This is a genomic window from Achromobacter sp. (assembly GCF_032102605.1).
Taxonomy (GTDB): Bacteria; Pseudomonadota; Gammaproteobacteria; order Burkholderiales; family Burkholderiaceae_B; genus Achromobacter.
Genome location: NZ_DAMDGT010000003.1, coordinates 197,397 through 219,124 on the forward strand (window position 1 = coordinate 197,397; position 21,728 = coordinate 219,124).

A 21,728-nucleotide genomic window follows, 5' to 3' on the forward strand; every position below is an offset into this window, starting at 1 on the left:
TCCGCGTGAATAGGCCTCTGGCCATCTTAATGGCCTTGCGGCCGATAAAGTGTGAAACCGGGCGGATATCCAGATCCGCCCGGCGGTTGGCCTCAGGCCAGGTCGAACACCAGCACTTCGGCGTTCTTGCCGCCCGACAGCTCGACACGGTCGGCGTCCGTGATGGCCACCGCGTCACCCGCAGACAGCTCGACGCCGTTCACGATCACGCTGCCGCGAGCCACATGGACCCAGGAGCGCCGGCCGGCAGCCAGCGCCAGCGAAGCCGATTCATCGCCGTCGAACAAGCCGGCGTACAGGCGGGCGTCCTGATGGATCTTCATCGATCCGTCGGCGCCGTCCGCAGTGACCAGGGCTTGCAGGCGGCCACGCTTTTGCTCATCGCTGAACGCGCGTTCTTCGTACTCGGGCGCAATACCGGTCACGTCGGGCTCGATCCAGATCTGCAGCATGTGCGTTTCCGTATCGGGCAGCGGGTTGAACTCGGAGTGCATCACGCCGCGGCCCGCGCTCATGCGCTGCACGTTGCCGGGCTGGATGGTCGAGCCGCTGCCCATGCTGTCCTTGTGTGCAATGGCGCCATCAAGCACGTAGGTGATGATTTCCATGTCCCGGTGGCCGTGGGTGCCGAAGCCGCGTCCGGCGCCGATGCGGTCGTCGTTGATCACACGCAGCGAGCCGAAGCCCATGTGAGCCGGGTCGTAGTAGTTGGCGAAGGAGAAGGTGTGGAACGAATCGAGCCAGCCATGGTTGGCGTGACCCCGTTCGGCAGCGCGGCGGATCGTAAGCATCTTGAACTCCTGTTTCAATAATATGAATGATTGGGGCTGCATCGTGGCTGGGCTTCCTGCCTTGCCGTTTGTCTGCAACCCCGGCATGAGTGGTATTCTGCGCGTGCCGAAGCGCCGTTTTGGCGCGATATTTTGATGACTTCGTTCAAATTATTTGAATGCCCTTCCTACGCCCCATTTCCACGCAGCCCATCACCCCGGAACTCCTGGTTCTGGTCGACGCCATCGCACGCCACGGCAGCTTCGCCAAGGCGGCGCGGGAACTGGGCAAAGTCCCGTCTGCGGTGACCTACTCCATCCGCAAGCTGGAAGACGGGTTGGATGTGCTGCTGTTTGACCGCTCCGGACATCGGGCGCTGCTGACGCCTGCCGGCGAGGCCCTGCTCAAGGATGGGCGCCATCTGCTGCAATCGCTGGACGACCTGGCCAGTCGGGTCAAGCGCATCGCCACAGGATGGGAAGTGCAATTGCGCATCGCCGTCAGCGCGGTGCTGCCGTGGCGGCCTATCTACGATCTGATCGACGAGTTCCACGCCGTGGGCAGCGCTACGACGCTGCGCTTTTCCAGCGAGGTGCTGAGCGGAAACTGGGATGCGCTGACGTCGGGCCGCGCGGATCTGGTCATCGGTGCAGGAGCGACAGGCGAACCCACGGGACCCTACCGATCGCAGGCCATCGGCGTGATGCAGTTCGGCTTCTGCGTGGCGGCGAACCACCCGTTGGCGCTGCTGCCGCAGCCGTTGAGCCGCGCTGACGTCACACGTTATTGCGCCGTCGTCGTCGCGGACACCTCACGCAACCTGCCCGCCCAATCGCGGGGCATCCTGTCCGAGCAGCCCACGCTGGTCATGCCCACGATGCAGGCCAAGATCGAGGCCCAGGTGCGCGGTTTGGGCTGCGGCTACCTGCCGCTGACCCTGGCCGCGCCCTATCTGGCCGACGGGTCGCTGGTGGTGTGCGAAACGGATGAAGGAATGTCCCTGACGGAACACGTGGCTTACGCCTGGCGGGCCGAGCCGCCGGGCGAAGCGATGAAGTGGTGGTTGCAGAAGCTGAAGTCGCCGCGGCTGTGCGAGAGCCTGCTGGGGCTGTGACGCGGCGCGATGGCAAGGCCGGACACGCGCCCGGCCCGCCGTCACTCGTCTTCGATGCCCAGTTCACGCAACTTGCGCGTGATGGTGTTGCGGCCAATACCCAAACGCGAAGCCGCTTCCACGCGGCGGCCGCGGCTGGCGTCCAGCGCGCTTTGCAGCAGGATCTTTTCGAACTGGCGCGTAAGCGTCGCCATCACCGCGGGCTCGCCGCGTTCCAATCGGTACTGCGCGTCTCGCAGCAGCGAATCCTGCCAGTTACGGGGATCCGAATCGTCAACGGACACGGCGGCCGATGCCGCGGCCTGCACGACGGTGCCCATGCCGGCCATCGGCGCGGCGGGACGTAGCGACGCGCTGCCTGCCGGCGGCTGATGCTCCATGGCGCGGATTTCGGGCGGCAGATCGGCTCGCTCCACCGTCTGGCCTGGCGCCATCACCGTCAGCCAGTGGCAGAAGTTCTCCAACTGGCGAACGTTCCCGGGGAAGTCGAACTTGGTCAGCACGGCCAGCGCCTCGGGCGTCAGCCGTTTGACCGGCACGCCCAGCGTGCGCGCGCTGGCAGTCAGGAAGTGCTGGGCCAGCGCCGGGATGTCCTCGACCCGTTCCCGCAGCGGAGGCAGGCGCAGGCGGATCACGTTCAGGCGATGGAACAGGTCTTCGCGGAACAGGCCCTGTTCCACGCGCTGCTCCAGCGGCTGGTGGGTGGCCGCCACGATGCGCACATCCACGCGCACCGGCTGCGCGCCGCCGACCCGGTAGAAGCTGCCTTCGGCCAGCACACGCAACAGGCGGGTCTGCAGCTCGATCGGCATATCGCCGATTTCGTCCAGGAACAAGGTGCCGCCATGAGCTTCCTCGAAGCGGCCGCGGCGCAGGTTGTTCGCGCCGGTGAAGGCGCCTCGTTCGTGGCCGAAGAGTTCCGCTTCCAGCAGGTCGCGCGGAATGGCCGCGGCGTTCAACGCCACGAAGGGACCGCTTGCGCGCACCCCATGGCCGTGCAGCGCACGGGCCACCAATTCCTTGCCCGTGCCCGATTCGCCCGTGATCAGGACGGTGACCTTGGATTGCGCCAGCCGGCCGATGGCGCGAAAGACTTCCTGCATGGCGGTGGATGACGATTGGGTCATCATCCAGCGCTCGTTGTTCTGCGCGGCGTCGCCCTGCCCTTCGGGCGTCTCGGGCTGCGTGGACTCCTGCATGGCGCGCTGGATCAGCGCAACCGCTTCGTTCACGTCGAACGGCTTGGCAAGGTAATCGAACGCGCCGCCCTGGAAGGCGGACACGGTGCTGTCCAGGTCGGCGAAGGCGGTCATCACGATGACCGGCAGGCCAGGATGCCGCTCCTTGAGCTGGCGCAGCAGCTCAAGGCCGTTGCCGCCCGGCATGCGGATATCGGACACCAGCGCCACCGGCGCTTCGCGTGTCAATGCTTCCAGCACGTCGGCCGATTGCGAGAAGCTGCGGGTTGGGACGCCAGCGCGCGCCAGGGCTTTTTCGAGGACCCAGCGGATGGCCTGGTCGTCGTCGACGATCCATACGGGTTTCATCAGTTTGCGGGCTCCATCGGGAGGACCAGGCGAAACTCGGTGCGCCCTGGCCGGGATTCAAATTCGATGATGCCGCCGTGCTGCTGCACGAAGTCCTGCGCCAGGCTCAGGCCCAGGCCGGTCCCGCCAGCCCGCGCTGTGACCAGCGGGTGGAAGATGCGGTCACGGATGTGGTCCGGCACGCCCGGACCGTTGTCGATGATGGATAGCACCAGCGCCAGCCGGTGTTGCCGGTGCGCAAGCATGACCTGACGCGCGACGCGGGTGCGCAAGGTGACGACGCCAGGCTCGGTCTGCGGACCCTGAGGCCGGGCCACCAGCTCCTGCGCGGCGTTGCGCGCCACGTTCAAGACGGCCTGCATCAGGCGGGCGGCGTCGCCCTTCAGGTCAGGCACCGACGCGTCATAGTCCCGCTGGATGGTGACGTCGTTGCGGAATTCGGCCTGGATCAACGCGCAGACGCGCTCGCAGATTTCGTGGATGTTCACCGGACGCGCGTTCAGCGGCACACGTTGCGGACCGCTCAGGCGGTCCACCAGCGCCTGCAGGCGGTCGGCTTCGGAAATGATGACCTGGGTGTACTCGGCCAGCGCCGCGCTGGGCAGCTCGGCCTCCAGCAATTGGGCCGCACCGCGCAGCCCGCCCAGGGGATTCTTCACTTCATGCGCAAGGTTGCGCAGCAATTCGCGATGGGCTTCGATCTCGTCGACCAGCCGATGGTTGCGGTCGGCGAGGACGCGCTGCTCGATCTCGCGCGTTTCGATCAGCACCGGCCAGCGCTGGCCGGTCAGCCCTACGGTAGTCACGGCGACCTCGACGGATTCGGCGGCGCGGCGCAGCGAGGCCAACTGCCTCACATCGGCGTACCGTCCACCGGCGGCGCGGTCGATCGATGACTGGATATTCTCGGGATTGTCGAACAGAGTGGCGGCGGATTGCCCCCCCAGTTGCTTGCGCGAGCGGCCGAACAGGTCCTCGGCGGCTGCGTTGGCGTATTCGATGTGGCCGCGCTCGTTGACCAGGAAAACGGACGTGGCTAGCAGATCGAGAGCTTCTACATTCATTTTTCAACGTACCCGAATGAACTGGGGGAAAGCGGAACGCGTCCGCATACGCCGCGCCGGCCCGGCGCCCTGCGCGCCGGGCTTTTCGGCCCGGCGGCAATTCGTGGGACAGCGACCTGGCGGTGCGCGTGGTGTGGGCCCTGGTTTCTGCCTACCTCATCGCGCTCCCCCAGCTACGGCCTCAAACCATCAGAGGCTGTAGTACATGTCGAATTCGACCGGGTGCGTCGTCATGCGCAGGCGCGTCACGTCGGCCATCTTCAGGTCGATGTAGGCGTTGAGCATGTCGTTGCTGAACACGCCGCCACGGGTCAGGAATTCGCGATCCTTGTCCAGGTGCTCCAGCGCTTCTTCGAGCGAGGCGCAGACGGTCGGGATCTTCGCGTCTTCTTCCGGCGGCAGGTCGTACAGGTTCTTGTCGGCCGGATCGCCGGGGTGGATCTTGTTCTGGACGCCGTCCAGGCCGGCCATCATCAGCGCCGAGAAAGCCAGGTACGGGTTGGCCAGGGGGTCCGGGAAGCGCGCTTCGACGCGGCGGCCCTTCGGGTTGCCCACGTAGGGGATGCGGATCGAGGCCGAGCGGTTGCGGGCCGAGTAAGCCAGCTTCACGGGCGCTTCGAAGTGCGGGACCAGGCGCTTGTACGAGTTCGTGCCCGGGTTGGTGATGGCGTTCAGGGCACGCGCGTGCTTGATGATGCCGCCGATGTAATACAGGGCGAACTCGGACAGGCCGGCGTAGCCGTTGCCTGCGAACAGGTTCTGGCCGTCCTTCCAGATGGACTGGTGGACGTGCATGCCGGAACCGTTGTCGCCGACGATGGGCTTGGGCATGAACGTGGCGGTCTTGCCGTAGGCGTGGGCCACGTTGTGCACGATGTACTTGACGATCTGCGTCCAGTCGGCGCGCTGGACCAGCGTGCTGAACTTGGTGCCGATTTCGAGCTGGCCGGGAGCAGCCACTTCGTGGTGGTGCACTTCAACCGGCACGCCCATCTGTTCCATCAGCAGGCACATTTCCGAACGCATGTCCTGGAAGGAATCGACCGGCGGAACGGGGAAGTAGCCGCCCTTCACGCCCGGACGATGACCGGTGTTGCCGCCTTCGAATTCCAGGCCGGTGGACCAGGGAGCTTCTTCGGACTTGATCTTGACGAACGTGCCCGACATGTCGGTGTTCCAGGTCACGCCGTCGAACACGAAGAATTCAGGTTCCGGACCGAAGTAGGCGGTGTCGCCCAGGCCGGAGGACTTCAGGTAGGCTTCAGCGCGCTTGGCCAGCGAACGCGGGTCACGGTCGTAACCCTTCAGGTCCGACGGTTCGACCACGTCGCACGAAAGGATCAGGGTCGGCTCTTCGCGGAACGGGTCCAGGTTGGCCGTGGAGCAGTCGGGGATGAGCAGCATGTCGGACGCTTCAATACCCTTCCAGCCCGGGATCGACGAACCGTCGAAAGCCTGCCCGCTTTCCAGCTTGTCTTCATCGATAGCGGTGGTGGGCACGGAAACGTGGTGCTCACGGCCAACCGTATCGGTAAAGCGGAAATCCACGAATTTCACTTCGTTATCGGCGATCTGTTTCAGGACGTCTTTCGGGCTTGCCATGTCATCTCCATTAGATAAAAGGGTCGAGGGCTTTGCCCGTCGACTGGCACAGGGATAAAAGCAATAAGCGTGCCAGGTTATTCCCCGGGGATTCCCCGGGGAAGGCTGCACGGTCATGGTAAAATGTAGCACCAATATGGTGCAAAAGATGGAGCATGATTGCCCCATCTTGGTGCCCGAACGCTACAGGAACATTTCCTGCAGGTCGTTGAGGAATCTCCATCCCAGGGGCGTCGCCCGCAGGCGGGTGGGATCGGCATCCAGGAGGCCCCGTTTTGAGGCTGCCTCCAGTTGGTGCGCAATGGCGGCCAGCGACAGGCCGGTGCGTTCATTGAAGCTTGCCGCGGACACGCCGTCTTTCAGGCGCAGCGCATTGAGCATGAATTCGAACGGCAGTTCGTCCGGGCCAACCTGGCGGCTTTCGGCCAGATGGCTGCCGTCACGCGCCATGGCGGCCTGCATCCAGGAATCCGGGCTGCGCAGACGGGCCTCGCGCACGATTTTGTCGTGGAACGACAGCTTGCCGTGCGCCCCCGGCCCGATGCCCAGGTAGTCGCCGAATTCCCAATAATTCATGTTGTGGCGGGAGCGGGCGCCCGCCTTGGCGTACGCCGACACTTCGTAGCGCGACAGCCCCGCCGCGGCCAGTTCGGATTCCACGGCATCCTGCATCGCCGCGCTGGTGTCGTCGTCCGGCAGGTCTTCGGGCGGAAACTTCGCGAAGACTGTGTTCGGCTCCATGGTCAGGTGATACAGCGACAGGTGTTCGGTGCCAAACGACACCGCCTGCCGCAAATCGGCCATACAGGCTTCCAGCGTCTGCCCCGGCAATGCGAACATCATGTCCAGGTTGACGCGCGTCACGGCGCGCTGCGCCATGTCGATGGCGGCGCGCGCCTGCGCGGCGTCATGGATGCGGCCCAGCTTCTTCAACTGGGCGTCGTCAAAGCTTTGGATGCCCAGCGAAAATCGCGTGACCCCGCTTGCAGCGTAGTCGCGGAACCGGCTGGCCTCGGCGGTGCCGGGGTTTGCCTCCATGGTGATTTCGGCGTCCGGCCAGACATTCAGGTAAGCCCGCAGCATGGCCAGCATTTCGTCCAGGCCTGCGGCAGACAGCAGGCTCGGGGTGCCTCCGCCAATGAAAACGGAGATAACCTGCCGGCCCCAGATGGAGGGCAGCGCCTGTTCAAGGTCGCTGCGCAACGCGTCAAGGTACGCGCGCTCCGGGATCTCGCCGGGCGCGGCGTGCGAATTGAAGTCGCAATATGGACACTTGCGCACGCACCAGGGCACGTGGACATAGACGGACAGCGGCGGCAGGCTGGTGAGCGTGGCGCCCGCCGGCGTGACCAGGCGCGATGGCTTCGCGCCCATCTCGTTGCGTATGGGTATGGTGATGGACATGCGGAATTCCTGGCGCCGCGCGGGCGCCCTCTTCAAGCCTGGCCGAGCTTGCTCAGCAGTTCGCGCAGCGCGCGGGCCCGATGGCTGACCCGATTCTTTTCGTCGGGATCCAGCGAGGCTGCGGTCAGCGCCATGTCGGGCAGGTAGAAATGCGGATCGTAGCCAAAGCCGTTGGCGCCTTCGGGCGCATCGATGATCTCGCCATGCCACAGGCCTTCGCCGATGAGCGGACGCGGATCGTTTTCTGAGCGCACCAGCGCCAGCACGGCCACGTACCAGGCGCTGCGGTCAGCCATCGCGGCCAGGTTGCGCACCAGCAGCGCATTGTTGGCGGCGTCGGATTTTTCGCCCCCATGCATCTTTGCGTAGCGGGCCGAATACACGCCGGGCGCACCGTCCAGGGCAGCAACGCACAGTCCGGAGTCGTCCGCCAGGGCCGGCAGGCCGGTCAGGCGGCTGGCGTGGCGCGCCTTGGCCAGCGCATTTTCGACGAAAGTGACATGCGGCTCTTCGGCTTCGGGCACGCCCAGTTCGCCCTGGGGCACGAGTTCGATGCCCAACGGCGCGAACAACGCGGAAAACTCGCGCAGCTTGCCGGCGTTGTTGGACGCGAGGACGACGCGGCGCAGGGAGTCGGGAATTTTGGGGGAAGTCATAGCGCGAATTGTATAGGGCGAGGGCCTATCCGGGCCTCCAAGCCACATTGTTGGCGCGGGTACCACGAACGCATTAAATGCTTGTTGACACTTTTGTAACAGCGACTGAAGATTGCAAATCACGATTCGGCGCAACACCGCAGACATATTTTGTTGTCAATATGACCTATCTTGTCACTGATCGTATCTGAATGCCCTGGCGATGAACTTAATTCACGCTTTGCCCCGGCAGGCTGCGGCCCGCGCTCCCCACATATCCATGGACGGGGCGCCGGCCCATGCCAGCTTGGCTGGCATCCTGCGCGAAAGACTGCTGCGGCCTCGTTTCCAGCCGGTAGTCGACTTGTCCCACAGCCGCATCTTTGGCCATGAAAGCCTGATTCGCGGCCCCGCCGACACTCCCCTGCACTACCCCGACGCGCTGTTCGCTGAAGCCCGTCGCCAGGGGCTGCACCCACAACTTGAACTGGCCAGTTTCCGCGCCGGCGCCCGCGGCTTTGAACAGAACGACGCTGCCGGCAAGCTGTTCCTGAACCTCTCGGGATCCGCCCTGCTCCACTACTGGACTTTGTGGGGCGACGAAATGCCGGTGCGCCTGCTCAAGGATTGCGCCCTCGAACCTGCGAACATCGTGGTGGAGCTCACCGAGCAGGATCCCCTGTCGGACCGCATGACCGAACTGCACGACGCTTTCGCCTGTCTGCGCGAAGCGGGCATGCGCATCGCGCTGGACGACTACGGCGTCGGCAATTCGAATCTTCAGCTTTGGGCCGAAACGCAGCCTGAACTCGTCAAGATCGACCGCTATTTCTTCGACGGCATCGGCCACGACGAGCGCAAGCAAAACATGGTGCGAGCCATCCTGAAGGTGGCGCAGCATCTCGGCACGTCCGTCGTGGCAGAGGGCATCGAAACCGCGGAAGACCTGGCCGTGGTGCGCGAACTGGATATCCGCTATGCCCAGGGCTGGTTCCTGGGCATGCCCGACGAAACCTTGCTTACGGAACTGACGCCGCCCCTGCGCGATTCGCTGCGGATACGCACGTCCGCCCCCCTGTCGCAACGGTCGGCGGGCGGCACGGCAGCCAGCCTGAGGGTCGAAGCCCCGGCGGCCTTGTTGACCAAGCACACGAACGACGACGTCCACCGGCTGTTCCTGGAACACAAGAGCCTGCATGCCATGGCGGTGGTCGACGGCGACAACCGCCCGGTCGGCATCATCAACCGCCGGGACTTTTCCGAGCACTACGCCCAACGCTACACGCGCGAACTTTTCGGCCGCGACGCCTGCTCTACCTTCATGAACGCCGAACCGGTGCTGGTGGACCTGAACGTCTCCATCGACCAGTTGAGCCATGTGCTGATTTCCGAAGATCAGCGCTACCTGATGGACGGCCTGATCATCACTCGCGACGGCCGCTACGACGGCCTGGCCACCGGCGAAACCCTGGTGCGCTCCGTGACCGAAATGCGGATCGAGGCCGCGCGCTACGCCAATCCGCTGACCTCGCTGCCGGGCAATATCCCCATCAGCCGCCACATCGCCACCCTGCTCGAAGACGCCGCGGACTTCACCATCTGCTATGGGGACTTGAACAACTTCAAGCCCTTCAACGACGTCTACGGTTATTGGCGCGGCGACGACATGATCATGCTCACCGCCGACGTCATCAAGCGCCACTGCGATCCGCAACGCGACTTCGTGGGGCACGTGGGCGGCGACGATTTCGTGGTGCTGCTTCGCAGCCCGGACTGGAAGGCCCGCATCGAGCGCGTCATCGCCGAGTTCAACGAAGCCGCCGTGGCCCTGTACGACGAACAGGGCCGCCGCAACGGCGGTATCGAGGCCGAGGACCGTTACGGCGTGCCGCGCTTCTTCCCTTTCGTGACGCTGGGCGTGGGCGCGGTGACTGTCACGCCGTCGTTATGCGAGCGCATCCGCCCCGAGGACATCGCGTCGGCGGCTGCCCATGTCAAGCACAAGGTCAAGCACGGGAACCTGTCGCTCGTGACCGAGCGCTATAGCGGCGCCGTCCTGCCGCAGCTCGCTGGCTGAAGCCTGCGCGCCCTTCGATATCTGGAACACTGAAACGGCCCGGCGCAGTCCTTGGGCCTGCGTCTCCAGCGCGGCCGCCGCTGCCGCGGTCTGCTCGACCATGGCGGCGGTTTCCTGCGTGGAGCGCTCGATATCCGCCACCGCATCGTTCACCGACGCGATGCCCGCCGCCTGCTCGGCCGTGGCGCTGGAGATCTCGGCCACGATCTGGGTTACGCGGTCGACGGAGTCCACCATATCGCGCATGGTGTCGCCCGCCAGGTTGACGTGACGCACGCCGGCGTCCACGCGTTGGGCGGAGTCTTCAATCAACCCCTTGATCTCCCGGGCCGCCTGGGCGCTGCGCTGGGCGAGCGAACGCACCTCGCCCGCCACCACCGCAAAACCCTTGCCTTGTTCCCCGGCGCGTGCAGCTTCCACCGCCGCGTTCAGCGCAAGAATGTTGGTCTGGAACGCAATGCTGTCCACGACCCCCACGATCTCGCCGATTCGGCGCGCGCTGTCCGCGATGCCCTGCATGCTGTGCACCACTTCCTCGACGGCCTGGCCGCCCCGCTGCGCCAGTTGCGTCGCGCTCAGGGCCTGGCGGCTGGCCAGATCGGCGTTTCCTGCGGTCAGCTGCACGGTATGCGCCAGCTGCGTCATGTTGGCCGCGGCCTCCTGCAGCGAACCGGCCTGCCGGGCCGTGCGGTCGGACATGTCCGCGCCGCCCGCCGCGATCTCGCCAGCGCCCGTGTGGATTTCCTCGACGCCATGGCGTACCGACGCCACGGCAGCCGACAGCCCCGTCTGCATGCGGCGCATGGCTGAATACAGGACGCCGATTTCGTTGTCGCCGCGCAGGGCGATTGCGCCCGTCAGGTCGCCGTCGGCGATGCGGTCGAAGTGCGCGCCCGCCTCGATCAGCGGCCGCAGGATGCCGCGACGGAACGCCAGCCGGATCACGACGGCCACGAGCAGGACGAATCCCAACACGCCCGCCGCCACCATGATGACCCATTCAAGCGTTCGGCTGGCCCCCGTGACGGCGGTCTGGCCGTGTTCACGGGCATAGGCCTGGTAGGCGTCCACCTGCTTGACGTACGCCGCGCCGCTGGCGGGCAACGCCTTGTCCGCCAGCTTGTTCACCTCGATGCCGTTCCAGCCCTGTATTGCCTTGCTCATGGGCAACAGGGTCTGGTCGGCGAATGCCGTGTATGCCGTCAGCACCTGGCCAAACAAGGGTCCGCCCTGTTCGCTCTCGTCCGGGTTCGCGAGCAGCCGGGCCTGGCTGGCGGCGGCCTGCTTGAGCAGCGCATCCGCCTGGCCAAGCGATTCATTGCGCGCTTCTTCGAGCCCGCCTTCCATGGCGGTCTTGGCGTCCGTCAGCGCGGCACGCGCCTGGAACAGCCGGCTGGTCATGTCGGCAAGGTCGCTGGCCCGTTCGATGCTGCCTCGCCCCAGGGCTTCGATGTCTGCGCGGTTGTCGCGCAGCACGGTGATACCCGCCGCCGCGGCGACGGCGAACAGCACCACAAACAAAGAGAGAATGGCCGACAACGCTGTCGTGACCCTCAGATTTTTCCGCATATCCGTCCGTGTGTAGCTTCGCCGCCTGTGCGGCAGTGACCCGGATTATGGACACCCAGTTTGGCAATTTCTTGACACAACCTCGGATGCGCCTGACGCACTGCCGTCATGAAACCGCGCTTTTGCGAACAGGAACCCCGTATTAATCATTTGTGAATTGGCACGTGCGCGGCCTTGCGGCACATTCGACCCTGTACCGAACCATTTCCCTCAATCAGAACAGTAGCCTTATGCCCCACGCCTCCCACGCCTACCAGGACATCCGCGAAGCCGTGCGCGACCTCTGCGCCCAGTTCCCCTCCGAATATTTCCGCAAGGTCGACGAAGAACGCGGCTATCCCGAGGACTTCGTCCGCGCGCTTACCGAAGCCGGCTGGCTGGCCGCGCTGATCCCGCAGGAATATGGCGGCTCGGGCCTGGGCCTGACCGAAGCCTCGGTCATCATGGAAGAGATCAACCGCAGCGGCGGCAATTCCGGCGCCTGCCACGGCCAGATGTACAACATGGGCACGCTGCTGCGCCACGGTTCCGAGGCCCAGAAGCGCGAATACCTGCCGCGCATCGCCGCCGGCGAACTGCGCCTGCAATCCATGGGCGTGACCGAACCCACCACCGGCACCGACACCACCAAGATCAAGACCACCGCCGTCAAGCGCGGCGACCGCTACGTCATCAACGGCCAGAAGGTCTGGATTTCGCGGGTGCAGCATTCGGACCTGATGATCCTGCTGGCGCGCACCACGCCGCTGGACCAGGTCACGCGCAAGTCCGAAGGGATGTCCATCTTCCTGGTGGACCTGCACCACGCGGTCAAGCATGGCATGTCCATCCGTCCGATTCCCAACATGGTCAACCACGAGACCAACGAGCTGTTCTTCGACAACCTGGAAATCCCCGAAGAGAACCTCATCGGCGAAGAAGGCAAAGGCTTCAAGTACATCCTGGACGGCCTGAACGCCGAGCGCACGCTGATTGCCGCCGAGTGCATCGGCGACGGCTACTGGTTCGTGGACAAGGTCACGGCCTACGCCAAGGAACGCATGGTGTTCGGCCGCCCGATCGGCCAGAACCAGGGCGTGCAGTTCCCCATTGCCCGCGCCCACATCAACGTGGAAGCGGCCAGCCTGATGCGCTACGAGGCCTGCCGCCTGTTCGACGCCCACGAGCCCTGCGGCGCCCAGGCCAACATGGCCAAGCTGCTGGCCGCGGATGCCTCCTGGGAGGCCGCCAACGCCTGCCTGCAGTTCCATGGCGGGTTCGGCTTCGCCACCGAATACGACGTCGAACGCAAGTTCCGTGAAACCCGCCTGTACCAGGTGGCGCCCATTTCCACCAACCTGATCCTGTCGTACGTCGCCGAACACATCCTGGGCCTGCCCCGTTCCTTCTGAACCGCCACCATCCGACATGACCGCACAACACGACACCCCGCATCTGAGCGCCGAACTGGCGGCCTTTGCCGCCAATCTGCGCTACGAAGACATCCCCGCCCCGGTGCTGCGCCGCGCCGAAGATCTGCTCCTCGACTGCCTGGCCTCCATCCTGGCCGGCGCATCGGCGCGCGCGGTGCAGGCCATCGACCGCTATGCCGCCGCGATGGGCCCCACCGACGGCCCCAGCGAAGTCCTGATCAATCGCCGCCGCACCACCCCGCTGTTTGCCGCGATGGTCAACGCGGCCGCCGCGCACGTGGTCGAACAGGACGACGTGCACAACGGTTCCGTCTTCCATCCCGCCGCCGTCGTGTTTCCGCCGGCCCTGGCCGTCGCGCAGGCGCTGGGCAGCTCGGGCCGCGACCTGCTGACCGCCGCCGTGGCGGGCTACGAAGTCGGCATTCGCGTAGGCGAATTCCTCGGCCGCTCGCACTACAAGATTTTCCATACGACGGGCACGGCAGGCACGCTGGCGGCCGCCGTCACCACGGGCCGGCTTCTGGGCCTGTCGCCCGAACAGATGCTGCATGCGCTGGGTTCGGCCGGCACCCAGGCAGCCGGCCTGTGGGAATTCCTGCGCGATGCCGCCGATTCCAAGCAGTTGCACACCGCGAAGGCGGCTGCCGACGGCATCACCGCCGCCTACCTCGCGCGCGAGGGCTTCACCGGCGCCCGCCATATCCTGGAAGGCCCGCAAGGCATGGCCGCGGGCATGTCGACGGACGCCGATCCCAGCCGCCTGTGCGACCGCCTGGGCCAGCGCTGGGCATTGGCCGAGACTTCGTTCAAGTTCCATGCCTCCTGCCGCCACACGCATCCCGCAGCCGACGCGCTGCAACAGGCGCTGCGCGCCAACAACCTGACTGAAGCCGACGTGGAGCGCGTCGTGGCGCATGTCCATCAAGGCGCCATCGACGTGCTGGGACCCGTCGTCAATCCGCAGACCGTGCATCAGTCCAAGTTCTCGATGGGAACGGTGCTGGCGCTGATTGCACGCCAGGGCCGCGCCGGCCTGGCCGAATTCGACGCCGGCCTGGACGACCCGGGCGTCGCGGCTTTCCGTGGCAAGGTGGAAATGCAGCTGGACCCCGAAGTCGACGGCGCCTACCCGCAGCGCTGGATCGGCAAGGTCACGGTGCATACCCGCGACGGGCGCACCCTGCACGGCCGTGTCGACGAGCCCAAGGGCGACCCCGGCAACACCCTGAGCCGCCCCGAGATCGAAGACAAGACGCTCATCCTGGGCCGCTACGCCGATGCCGCGTCGGAACAGGAACTGCGCGGGTTGATCGCCACGATCTGGGGTCTGGAAAGCGTGGGCAAAGTGCAGACGCTCCTGCCGCGATAACTTGGCGATCTGGCACGAAAGCCGCACGTGAAAAAGGCCGCGGACTCAGTGCGGGCATACAGCGCCGCCACGGCCGGCATCAGGCCAGCGCGGCCCGCTGCTCGCGCACCAGGTTGGCGATGCCGCCTTCGGCCAGCATCAGCATGGTGTCCAGCTCCGCACGGGTGAAGGTCGCGCCCTCGCCTGTGCCCTGCACTTCCACGAACGCGCCGCTGCCGGTCATGATCACGTTCACGTCCGCGTCGCAGGCCGAATCCTCCTGGTAGTCCAGGTCCAGCACAGCCCGTCCCTGCACCAGCCCCACGGAGACCGCGGCCACGGCATCGCGAATCGGATTGGACGTCAGGTCGCCGCGCTTCATCAGCAGCGCGACCGCATCCGCAGCAGCGACCCAGGCGCCGGTGATGCTTGCGCAGCGGGTGCCGCCGTCGGCCTGCAGCACGTCGCAGTCCAGATGCAGCGTGCGTTCGCCCAGCACTTTCATGTCGAACACGGCGCGCAGGCTGCGGCCGATCAGGCGCTGGATCTCCTGCGTGCGGCCGCTCTGCTTGCCGCGCGCGGCCTCGCGGTCACCGCGCGTATGCGTGGCCCGCGGCAACATGCCGTATTCAGCGGTTACCCAGCCTTCGCCCTTGCCCTTGAGAAAAGGCGGTACCTTTTCCAGGACGCTGGCCGTGCACAGCACGTGGGTATCGCCGGCCTTCACCAGCACCGAACCTTCGGCGTAACGCGTGTAGCCGCGTTCCAGGCTGAACGGACGCAGTTGGTCGGTGGATCGGCCCGACGGGCGGGCAATGGCGGGGGTAGTGGTCACGACGGGCTCCAGACTTGGCTTCGAATCGCGGCATTGTACGGTCAGCAGCCCCGGGAAAATCGCGCTTGGAGTATCCTGCCGCGATGTATCCGGTTGAAAACACAGACCCGCGCTCCGTTCACCCGGCGCCGCGGGCCCCGGCGCAACCGGCTCCAATTCCAAGAATCACCAGGACATCGACATCATGATCCGCAGCATGACCGCCTTCGGCAACGCCCGAGCAGACTTAGAACAAGGCACGCTTGCCATAGAACTGCGCAGCGTCAACAGCCGTTTCCTTGACCTGTATTTCCGCCTGCCCGATGAATTGCGGCATGTCGAGACGCCGCTGCGCGAACTGCTGACCGCCAACCTGGCGCGCGGCAAGGTCGAGATCCGCGTTTCCTTTACGCGCGCCGCCAGCACCGAACTGTCCAAGCTGGACCCCGCGTGGCTTGAAGGCCTGGCCGAGCAGCTTCAGGCGGCCCGCCGCATCATTCCCGACATCGCGTCCCCGCGGCTGGCGGAGTTGTTTAACTGGCCCGGCCAGCGCGGCAACGACGCGCTCGATCCGCAGATCTGGGGCGCCGCCTGCCTGCAGGCCGCCCAGCAGGCGCTCACGCAATTGCAGGAAGGCCGCGGGCGAGAAGGCGAACGCCTGGCCGGCATGATGCGCGAATGCGCGGACGGCGTTGCGCGCGTGGTCGATATTGTCCAGGCGCATCTGCCCCAACTGCTGGCGGACCACCGCGACAAGCAGGCCGCCAAGCTGCGCGAAAGCGTGGAATCCGCGTTCCCCGGCGGCTTCGCTCATATCTCCGGCGCCGAACTGTCCGAGCGCCTGTCGCAGGAAGCCAACCTGTTTGCGCTGCGCATCGACGTCGCGGAAGAACTGTCGCGCCTGCGCTCGCACCTGGAAGAACTGCGCCACCTGCTGACCGACGGCGGCGGCAAGTCGTCAGGCGGCAAGAAGAACGCCGGCAGCGCCGGCAAGCGCCTGGACTTCCTGTTCCAGGAAATGAACCGAGAAGCCAACACGCTGGGCTCCAAGGCTGGCAGCATGGAAGTCACGCGTGCCGCGATGGACCTGAAGCTCCTGATCGAACAGATGCGCGAACAGGCTCAGAACATCGAGTAAGAACAAGGGGCCTCGCGGCCCCTTTTCTTTGCCTACCGGATTTCGCCGATGGCCGGTTCGCCCCGCAGGGCCGAGTCCAGGTACTGGCTGCGGGCTCGAGCGTCCGGGAAACGCATGTCGCGGTAATTGACGAAGCGCGAGCCGCGCGCCAGCCGATAACCCGCCCAGATCAGCAGGAACAGCGGAATGCCGATATAAGTGGCGACGACGCCGCCCCAGTCGATCTTGTCCTGCAGGAACGCCTGGTAATTCTGGCCCAACGTGATGATCAGGCACAGGACGAACGCGAAGATCGGACCGAACGGAAAGAACGGGGACACATACGGCAGATCGGCCAGGTTGTTGCCCTGCTTCACATAGCCCCGGCGGAATCGGTAATGGCTGATGGCGATGCCCAGCCACGCGATGAAGCCGGTCATCCCTGACGTATTCAGCAGCCAGATATAGACCGCGTTCGGGCTGAAGATGAACGTAAAGAAGCACAACGCCGCCACGACGGTGGTGGCCAGCAGCGCCCACAGCGGCACGCCGTTACGTGAAATCCGCCCGAACACGCGCGGCGCCTTGCCTTCGCGCGCCAGGCTGTACAGCATCCGCGTGGCCGCATACATGCCGGAATTGCCGGCCGACAGCACGGATGTCAGCACCACGGCATTCATGACCGAGGCGGCTCCCAGCAGCCCTGCCCGCTCGAAGATCAGCGCGAAGGGGCTGACGCTGATGTCCTCGACGTCGTTGCGCAGCAGGTGGGGGTCGGTATAGGGAATCAACAGGCCGATGACCAGGATGGCGGCCACGTAGAACAGCAGGATGCGCCAGAAGACCTGGCGCACGGCGCGCGGCAGATTGCGGGCAGGATCCTTGGATTCGCCCGCGGCGATGCCGATCAGTTCGGTTCCCTGGAACGAAAAGCCCACCACCATCGCCACGCCGATCAGCGCCGCAAAGCCGCCCGCGAAAGGCGCGTCGCCGACAGTCCAGTTGGCCACGCCGCCGGTTTCACCACCGCGAATGATGCCCAGCAGCATCAGCACGCCCATGGTCACGAATCCCAGCACGGCCAGGACCTTGATCAACGCGAACCAGAATTCCGCCTCGCCGAATCCCCGGGCGGACATGGCGTTCAAGCCGAAGGTGATGGCCAGGAACAATGCGCTCCAGTAAAAGCCGGGCACGTCGGGGAACCAGTACGCCATGACGAGCTGCGCGGCCACCAGGTCGACCGCGACGGTGACGGCCCAGTTGTACCAATAGTTCCAGCCGAGCGCGAAGCCGAAGCCGTCCTCGACATAGCGGGCGCCATAGGTCGAGAACGAACCGGACACCGGCATGGCGGCCGCCAGTTCACCCAGGCTGGTCATCAGGAAATAAACCATGATGCCGATGAGCACGTAGCCCAGCAGCGCGCCGCCGGGGCCGGCCTTGGCGATGGTCGCGCCCGAAGCCACGAACAGCCCCGTGCCGATCGACCCGCCCACCGCAATCATGGTCAGGTGGCGCGCGGACAGCGTGCGTCGCAATTCAGAGGGCTTTTCCGCCTCTGAATTGCGCGTGCCGCCTGAGCGGCGGTCATCGTGTTCCGATGGTGCCAAAATGCATTCCTTCACGTCGTGAAGGCACCCGCGCGATGCGCCCCGGGTGCCCTGAGATTTCCGAGCAACGGGCGAGAATAGCGCAATCGGCCCCGACATGAAAAATGACGGGAAGCGAGGGACGGATCATGCGATCCGGGCGCCCCGCCGCCGCCAAATTATTGAAACGCTGTTTCCATGAAGGTGCGCAGCTTGCGCGAATGCAGGCGTTCCGGCGGCATGTCGCGCAGGCGCTCCAATGCACGGATGCCGATTTCCAGATGCTGGTTCACCTGGCGGCGGTAGAACGCACTGGCCATGCCCGGCAGCTTCAGTTCGCCGTGCAGCGGCTTGTCCGACACGCACAGCAAGGTGCCGTACGGCACCCTGAAACGGAAGCCGTTCGCCGCGATGGTGGCCGACTCCATATCCAGGGCGATCGCCCGCGACTGCGCAAAGCGCTCCACCAGATCGACATGGTCCCGCAACTCCCAGTTGCGGTTGTCGATCGTCGCCACGGTGCCGGTGCGCATGATGCGCTTCAAGTCCCAGCCGGACAGCCCGGCCACCTCTTCCACCGCCTGTTCCAGCGCCACCTGCACTTCGGCCAGCGCCGGTACGGGCACCCACGTGGGCAGGTCATCGTCCAGCACGTGATCCTCGCGCACGTAGCCATGCGCCAGGACATAGTCGCCCAGGCGCTGCGAATCCCGCAGGCCGGCGCAATGGCCCAGCATCAGCCACGCGTGCGGGCGCAGGACGGCGATGTGGTCGGTAATGGTCTTGGCGTTTGACGGCCCCACGCCAATGTTCACCAAGGTGATGCCGGAATGATCGCCGCGCACCAGGTGGTACGCCGGCATCTGCGGCAGGCGCACGGCCTGCGCCTCGTCGCCCGGCCCGCTTTCGCCGCGGCGAGTGATGCGGTTGCCCGGCTCGACCAGCATCTCGTAGTCTTCATTGCCGCTGGCCATGAGCGCGCGCGCCCGCGCGCAGAACTCGTCCACGTAGAACTGGTAGTTGGTGAACAGCACGAAATTCTGGAAATGCGTCGGCGCGGTGGAAGTGTAGTGCTGCAGGCGATGCAGCGAATAGTCCACGCGCTGCGCCGTGAACGGCGCCAGCGGCCGAGGCTCGCCTTCCTTGCCGCGCCAGGACCCATTGACGATGGCATCGTCGGTCACCGCCAGATCGGGCACGTCGAACAGGTCGCGCAACGGCCGCTTCAGCGCCTCCAGGTGTTCGCCTTCGACATAGGCGCCCTCGGGAAAGGCAAAATGCAACGGGATCGGCGAATCGGACTCTCCGACTTCGACCGCTACCCGGTGGTTCTGCAACAACTGCCCGACCTGCTCGATCAGGTAGTCGCGGAACAGCGCCGGCTGCGTGACAGTCGTCTGGTAAATGCCGGGCTCGGCCACGTGGCCATAGGAAAGCCGGGTATCGATGGGATCGTAGGTTTCCACGACGATGCGAATGGCCGGGTAGTAAGCCCTCGCCCGTCCGACGCCGGTGTCGGCGCCCTTCAGGACCTCGCGGAAGACGGTCCGCAGAAAGGCCGTGTTGCGCGCATAGATCTCGGCCAGCCGGTCCACCGCGGACACCGCGTCCTGGAAGGGTTCGAAGGGCAAAGCTTCGGGCCGGGTCATGGACGACAAGGGGTGTACTGCGTTCATCATTGAGCTTCACTCCGCCTTCTTATCTGTCTTCTCTTGCATCGTCAGCCGCGAATGTCGCCAACGTCGCAAGCCGATGCAGTCGATTATGCCCGAGGCAATGGAACATGAAGTGTCATATGGGAAGTGCTCGCTCGCGCCGCCGTGTCGAGCGCGAATTGGCCGCTGCGGCGCAAGAAGCGGTAATCCAGTTACGCCCCTTCCCCGTAAAGCCGTAACAGGCGTCTGGAGATAATGCTGCATTGCACTACAAATGTAATGAAACTTTATTACACTATAATCGTGAAGCATTCCAGGTGTTCCGCCTGCGAACCGCCCCCCTTTCCGCCGGCTTGCCTGTCCAGGCAAAGCCATGCCGCCCACTCCGATTTTTGAAGTGACGTAATGACTCCGCCCACGCGAAAAGTTCGCTTTGCCCGTTTCCGCACGCCCGCATTTCTGACTGCCCCCCTGCTAGCCCTGACCCTCTCCTGGATTCCCGGCGCCGCACACGCCACCCGGGCCTCCGAACAAGCCCGTCCGTCCCTGAGCGGCCTGCGCCTGGCGCAAGAGCCCACCGTTCCCACGCTGCGCGACCGCGTCGTCCAGGCCGGCCTTGAGGCCATCGGCACTCCCTACAGCTGGGGCGGCGATGACGCCGAAGGGTTCGATTGCAGCGGGCTTGTCCTGTATGTATTCCGCGAAATCGCCGGACTCGAATTGCCCCGTACCGCGCGCGCACAGCGCAGCGAGGGACAGACTGTGTCCGCCAAGAAGGAACTCCGTCCCGGCGATCTGGTGTTCTTCGCCACGCGCGGACGCGGCGTGACCTCGCACGTCGGCATCTACATTGGCCAGAACAAATTCGTCCATGCACCGCGCCGAGGCACCAAAGTGCGGGTGGACGACATGAAGACCGCCTATTGGTCCAAGCGCTTCGTCGGCGCGCGCGCTTACCTGGATACGCCCCCCAAACAGATGCTTGCCCAGGCTACGCGCTGAGCGCAACGCCGGCGGACGGCGCCCGGCGGGCGCCATGGGGTGTGATTGCAGGGATGCCGGCACGTCTGTGCCGGCCGTTTTGCGTCCAGCCGGAATGATTCAGCCCCGGCCGACAAACGGCATATTGGTCGCCATGATGGTCATGAACTGCACGTTGGCGTCCAGCGGCAGGCGCGCCATGGCGGCCACGGCCTGGGCCACGTGGGCGACATCCATGCGGGGTTCGACCTTGGTGCTGCCATCGGCTTGCAGGATGCCCGCGGCCATGCGTTCGGTCATGTCCGTCGCCGCGTTGCCAATGTCGATCTGGCCGCAGGCGATGTTGTAAGGCCGGCAATCCAGCGAAATCGATTTGGTCAGACCTGTCACCGCATGCTTGGTGGCGGTATAGGCAATGGAAAACGGCCGCGGCGCATGCGACGAGATCGAGCCGTTGTTGATGATGCGTCCGCCGCGCGGGGTCTGCGCCTTCATGACGCGGATGGCTGCCTGGGCGCACAGGAACATGCCGGTTAGATTCGTGTCGACGACTTCGCGCCAGACCGAAACGGGCAGTTCCTCGATGGGCACGGCCGGCGCTCCGCGCCCGGCGTTATTGAAAAGCACGTCCAGCCGGCCATATTCGCGCTGGGTGGTATCGAAGAGATCCCGCACCGCCTGTTCATCGGAGACGTCCGTGGGGACGACCAGCGCCCGCAAGCCGTCCTCACCCGCCGCCGTGCGTGTTGCTTCCAGGGGTTCGCGCCGGCGTCCGGCCAGCACCACCCGGTATCCCTGCGCCAGGAATTCCAGGGCAACGGCGCGGCCTATGCCGGTGCCGGCGCCGGTTACCAGCGCGACGCGCGGCGGATCGATCTCGTTCGTGTTCATCGAATTCTCCTTCTTATGGATGCGCGAAATGCTACCCGAATCATTCTGCGGATGCTGCAAGCGAAGGTTCCAAGCGAAACACAGTTTCAGCGCGGCCGACCGCGCGATTTGCTATTCTTCGAGTCTCAGCATTAC

General features: G+C 65.3%; 16 protein-coding genes and 1 pseudogene. 6 read left to right on the top strand and 11 right to left on the bottom strand.

The genetic code is table 11. The features are described 5' to 3' along the window. Nucleotides 1–92: 92 nt before the first annotated feature. Nucleotides 93–791: a pirin family protein gene (locus tag RT614_RS08845; RefSeq protein ID WP_313621737.1), complete on the bottom strand. Its 699-nt coding sequence runs from the start codon at nucleotides 789–791 to the stop codon at nucleotides 93–95. A 158-nt stretch (nucleotides 792–949) separates the two neighbouring features. On the opposite strand from RT614_RS08845, the gene RT614_RS08850 reads away from it, so the two are divergent. Next, complete coding sequence (locus RT614_RS08850) at nucleotides 950–1,885, top strand: LysR family transcriptional regulator (protein WP_313621738.1); 936 nt, start codon at nucleotides 950–952, stop codon at nucleotides 1,883–1,885. A gap of 41 nt (nucleotides 1,886–1,926) precedes the next feature. On the opposite strand, the gene ntrC is transcribed toward RT614_RS08850, so the two are convergent. From ntrC to rdgB, 5 genes are all read right to left on the bottom strand, one after another. Then, nucleotides 1,927–3,432: a nitrogen regulation protein NR(I) gene (gene ntrC / locus RT614_RS08855; protein WP_313621739.1), complete on the bottom strand. Its 1,506-nt coding sequence runs from the start codon at nucleotides 3,430–3,432 to the stop codon at nucleotides 1,927–1,929. Then, nucleotides 3,432–4,496: a nitrogen regulation protein NR(II) gene (gene glnL, locus RT614_RS08860; RefSeq protein WP_076521019.1), complete on the bottom strand. Its 1,065-nt coding sequence runs from the start codon at nucleotides 4,494–4,496 to the stop codon at nucleotides 3,432–3,434. The genes ntrC and glnL overlap by 1 nt, the downstream gene beginning before the upstream one ends. Before the next feature lie 189 nt (nucleotides 4,497–4,685). Then, a complete protein-coding gene (glnA, locus tag RT614_RS08865; RefSeq protein ID WP_313621740.1) occupies nucleotides 4,686–6,098 on the bottom strand; it encodes a type I glutamate--ammonia ligase in 1,413 nt (470 codons plus the stop codon). A gap of 183 nt (nucleotides 6,099–6,281) precedes the next feature. Then, nucleotides 6,282–7,502 carry a radical SAM family heme chaperone HemW gene (hemW, locus tag RT614_RS08870; protein WP_313621741.1) on the bottom strand — a complete coding sequence of 407 codons (1,221 nt, stop codon included), beginning with the start codon at nucleotides 7,500–7,502 and terminating at the stop codon, nucleotides 6,282–6,284. Between the two features lie 32 nt (nucleotides 7,503–7,534). Beyond that, nucleotides 7,535–8,158 (bottom strand): RdgB/HAM1 family non-canonical purine NTP pyrophosphatase, encoded by a 624-nt coding sequence (gene rdgB / locus RT614_RS08875; RefSeq protein ID WP_313621742.1) that lies wholly within the window; start codon nucleotides 8,156–8,158, stop codon nucleotides 7,535–7,537. Nucleotides 8,159–8,417: 259 nt separating this feature from the next. Between rdgB and RT614_RS08880 the strand changes: the two genes are divergently transcribed. Next, on the top strand, nucleotides 8,418–10,214 hold the full coding sequence (locus tag RT614_RS08880; protein ID WP_313621743.1) for an EAL domain-containing protein: 1,797 nt from the start codon (nucleotides 8,418–8,420) through the stop codon (nucleotides 10,212–10,214). Nucleotides 10,215–10,349: 135 nt separating this feature from the next. Here the strand turns inward: RT614_RS08880 and RT614_RS08885 are convergent. Next, a pseudogene (locus tag RT614_RS08885) lies at nucleotides 10,350–11,783 on the bottom strand (methyl-accepting chemotaxis protein); the annotation flags it as partial. 230 nt (nucleotides 11,784–12,013) lie between these two features. Between RT614_RS08885 and RT614_RS08890 the strand changes: the two are divergent. Both RT614_RS08890 and RT614_RS08895 read left to right on the top strand, forming a co-directional pair. Then, nucleotides 12,014–13,174 (top strand): acyl-CoA dehydrogenase family protein, encoded by a 1,161-nt coding sequence (locus RT614_RS08890; protein WP_008165724.1) that lies wholly within the window; start codon nucleotides 12,014–12,016, stop codon nucleotides 13,172–13,174. A gap of 16 nt (nucleotides 13,175–13,190) precedes the next feature. Further along, nucleotides 13,191–14,564: an MmgE/PrpD family protein gene (locus RT614_RS08895; protein WP_313621744.1), complete on the top strand. Its 1,374-nt coding sequence runs from the start codon at nucleotides 13,191–13,193 to the stop codon at nucleotides 14,562–14,564. A 79-nt stretch (nucleotides 14,565–14,643) separates the two neighbouring features. Here RT614_RS08895 and rph read toward each other — a convergent pair whose 3' ends face one another. Then, nucleotides 14,644–15,378 (bottom strand): ribonuclease PH, encoded by a 735-nt coding sequence (gene rph / locus RT614_RS08900; RefSeq protein WP_313621745.1) that lies wholly within the window; start codon nucleotides 15,376–15,378, stop codon nucleotides 14,644–14,646. Nucleotides 15,379–15,562: 184 nt separating this feature from the next. On the opposite strand from rph, the gene RT614_RS08905 reads away from it, so the two are divergent. Beyond that, entirely contained in the window at nucleotides 15,563–16,495 is a 933-nt protein-coding gene (locus RT614_RS08905) for a YicC/YloC family endoribonuclease (RefSeq protein WP_313621746.1), read from the top strand. 32 nt (nucleotides 16,496–16,527) lie between these two features. Here the strand turns inward: RT614_RS08905 and RT614_RS08910 are convergent, their stop codons facing one another. Together RT614_RS08910 and RT614_RS08915 are read right to left on the bottom strand one after the other, a co-directional pair. Further along, nucleotides 16,528–18,015, bottom strand: coding sequence for an amino acid permease (locus RT614_RS08910; RefSeq protein WP_409558445.1), 1,488 nt, complete (start codon nucleotides 18,013–18,015; stop codon nucleotides 16,528–16,530). Between the two features lie 230 nt (nucleotides 18,016–18,245). Next, a complete protein-coding gene (locus tag RT614_RS08915) occupies nucleotides 18,246–19,745 on the bottom strand; it encodes an AMP nucleosidase (protein WP_409558440.1) in 1,500 nt (499 codons plus the stop codon). A gap of 381 nt (nucleotides 19,746–20,126) precedes the next feature. Between RT614_RS08915 and RT614_RS08920 the strand changes: the two genes are divergently transcribed. Then, nucleotides 20,127–20,723 (top strand): C40 family peptidase, encoded by a 597-nt coding sequence (locus RT614_RS08920; RefSeq protein WP_313621748.1) that lies wholly within the window; start codon nucleotides 20,127–20,129, stop codon nucleotides 20,721–20,723. Nucleotides 20,724–20,822: 99 nt separating this feature from the next. Here the strand turns inward: RT614_RS08920 and RT614_RS08925 are convergent, their stop codons facing one another. Then, a complete protein-coding gene (locus tag RT614_RS08925; protein ID WP_313621749.1) occupies nucleotides 20,823–21,593 on the bottom strand; it encodes an SDR family oxidoreductase in 771 nt (256 codons plus the stop codon). Nucleotides 21,594–21,728 lie beyond the last annotated feature (135 nt).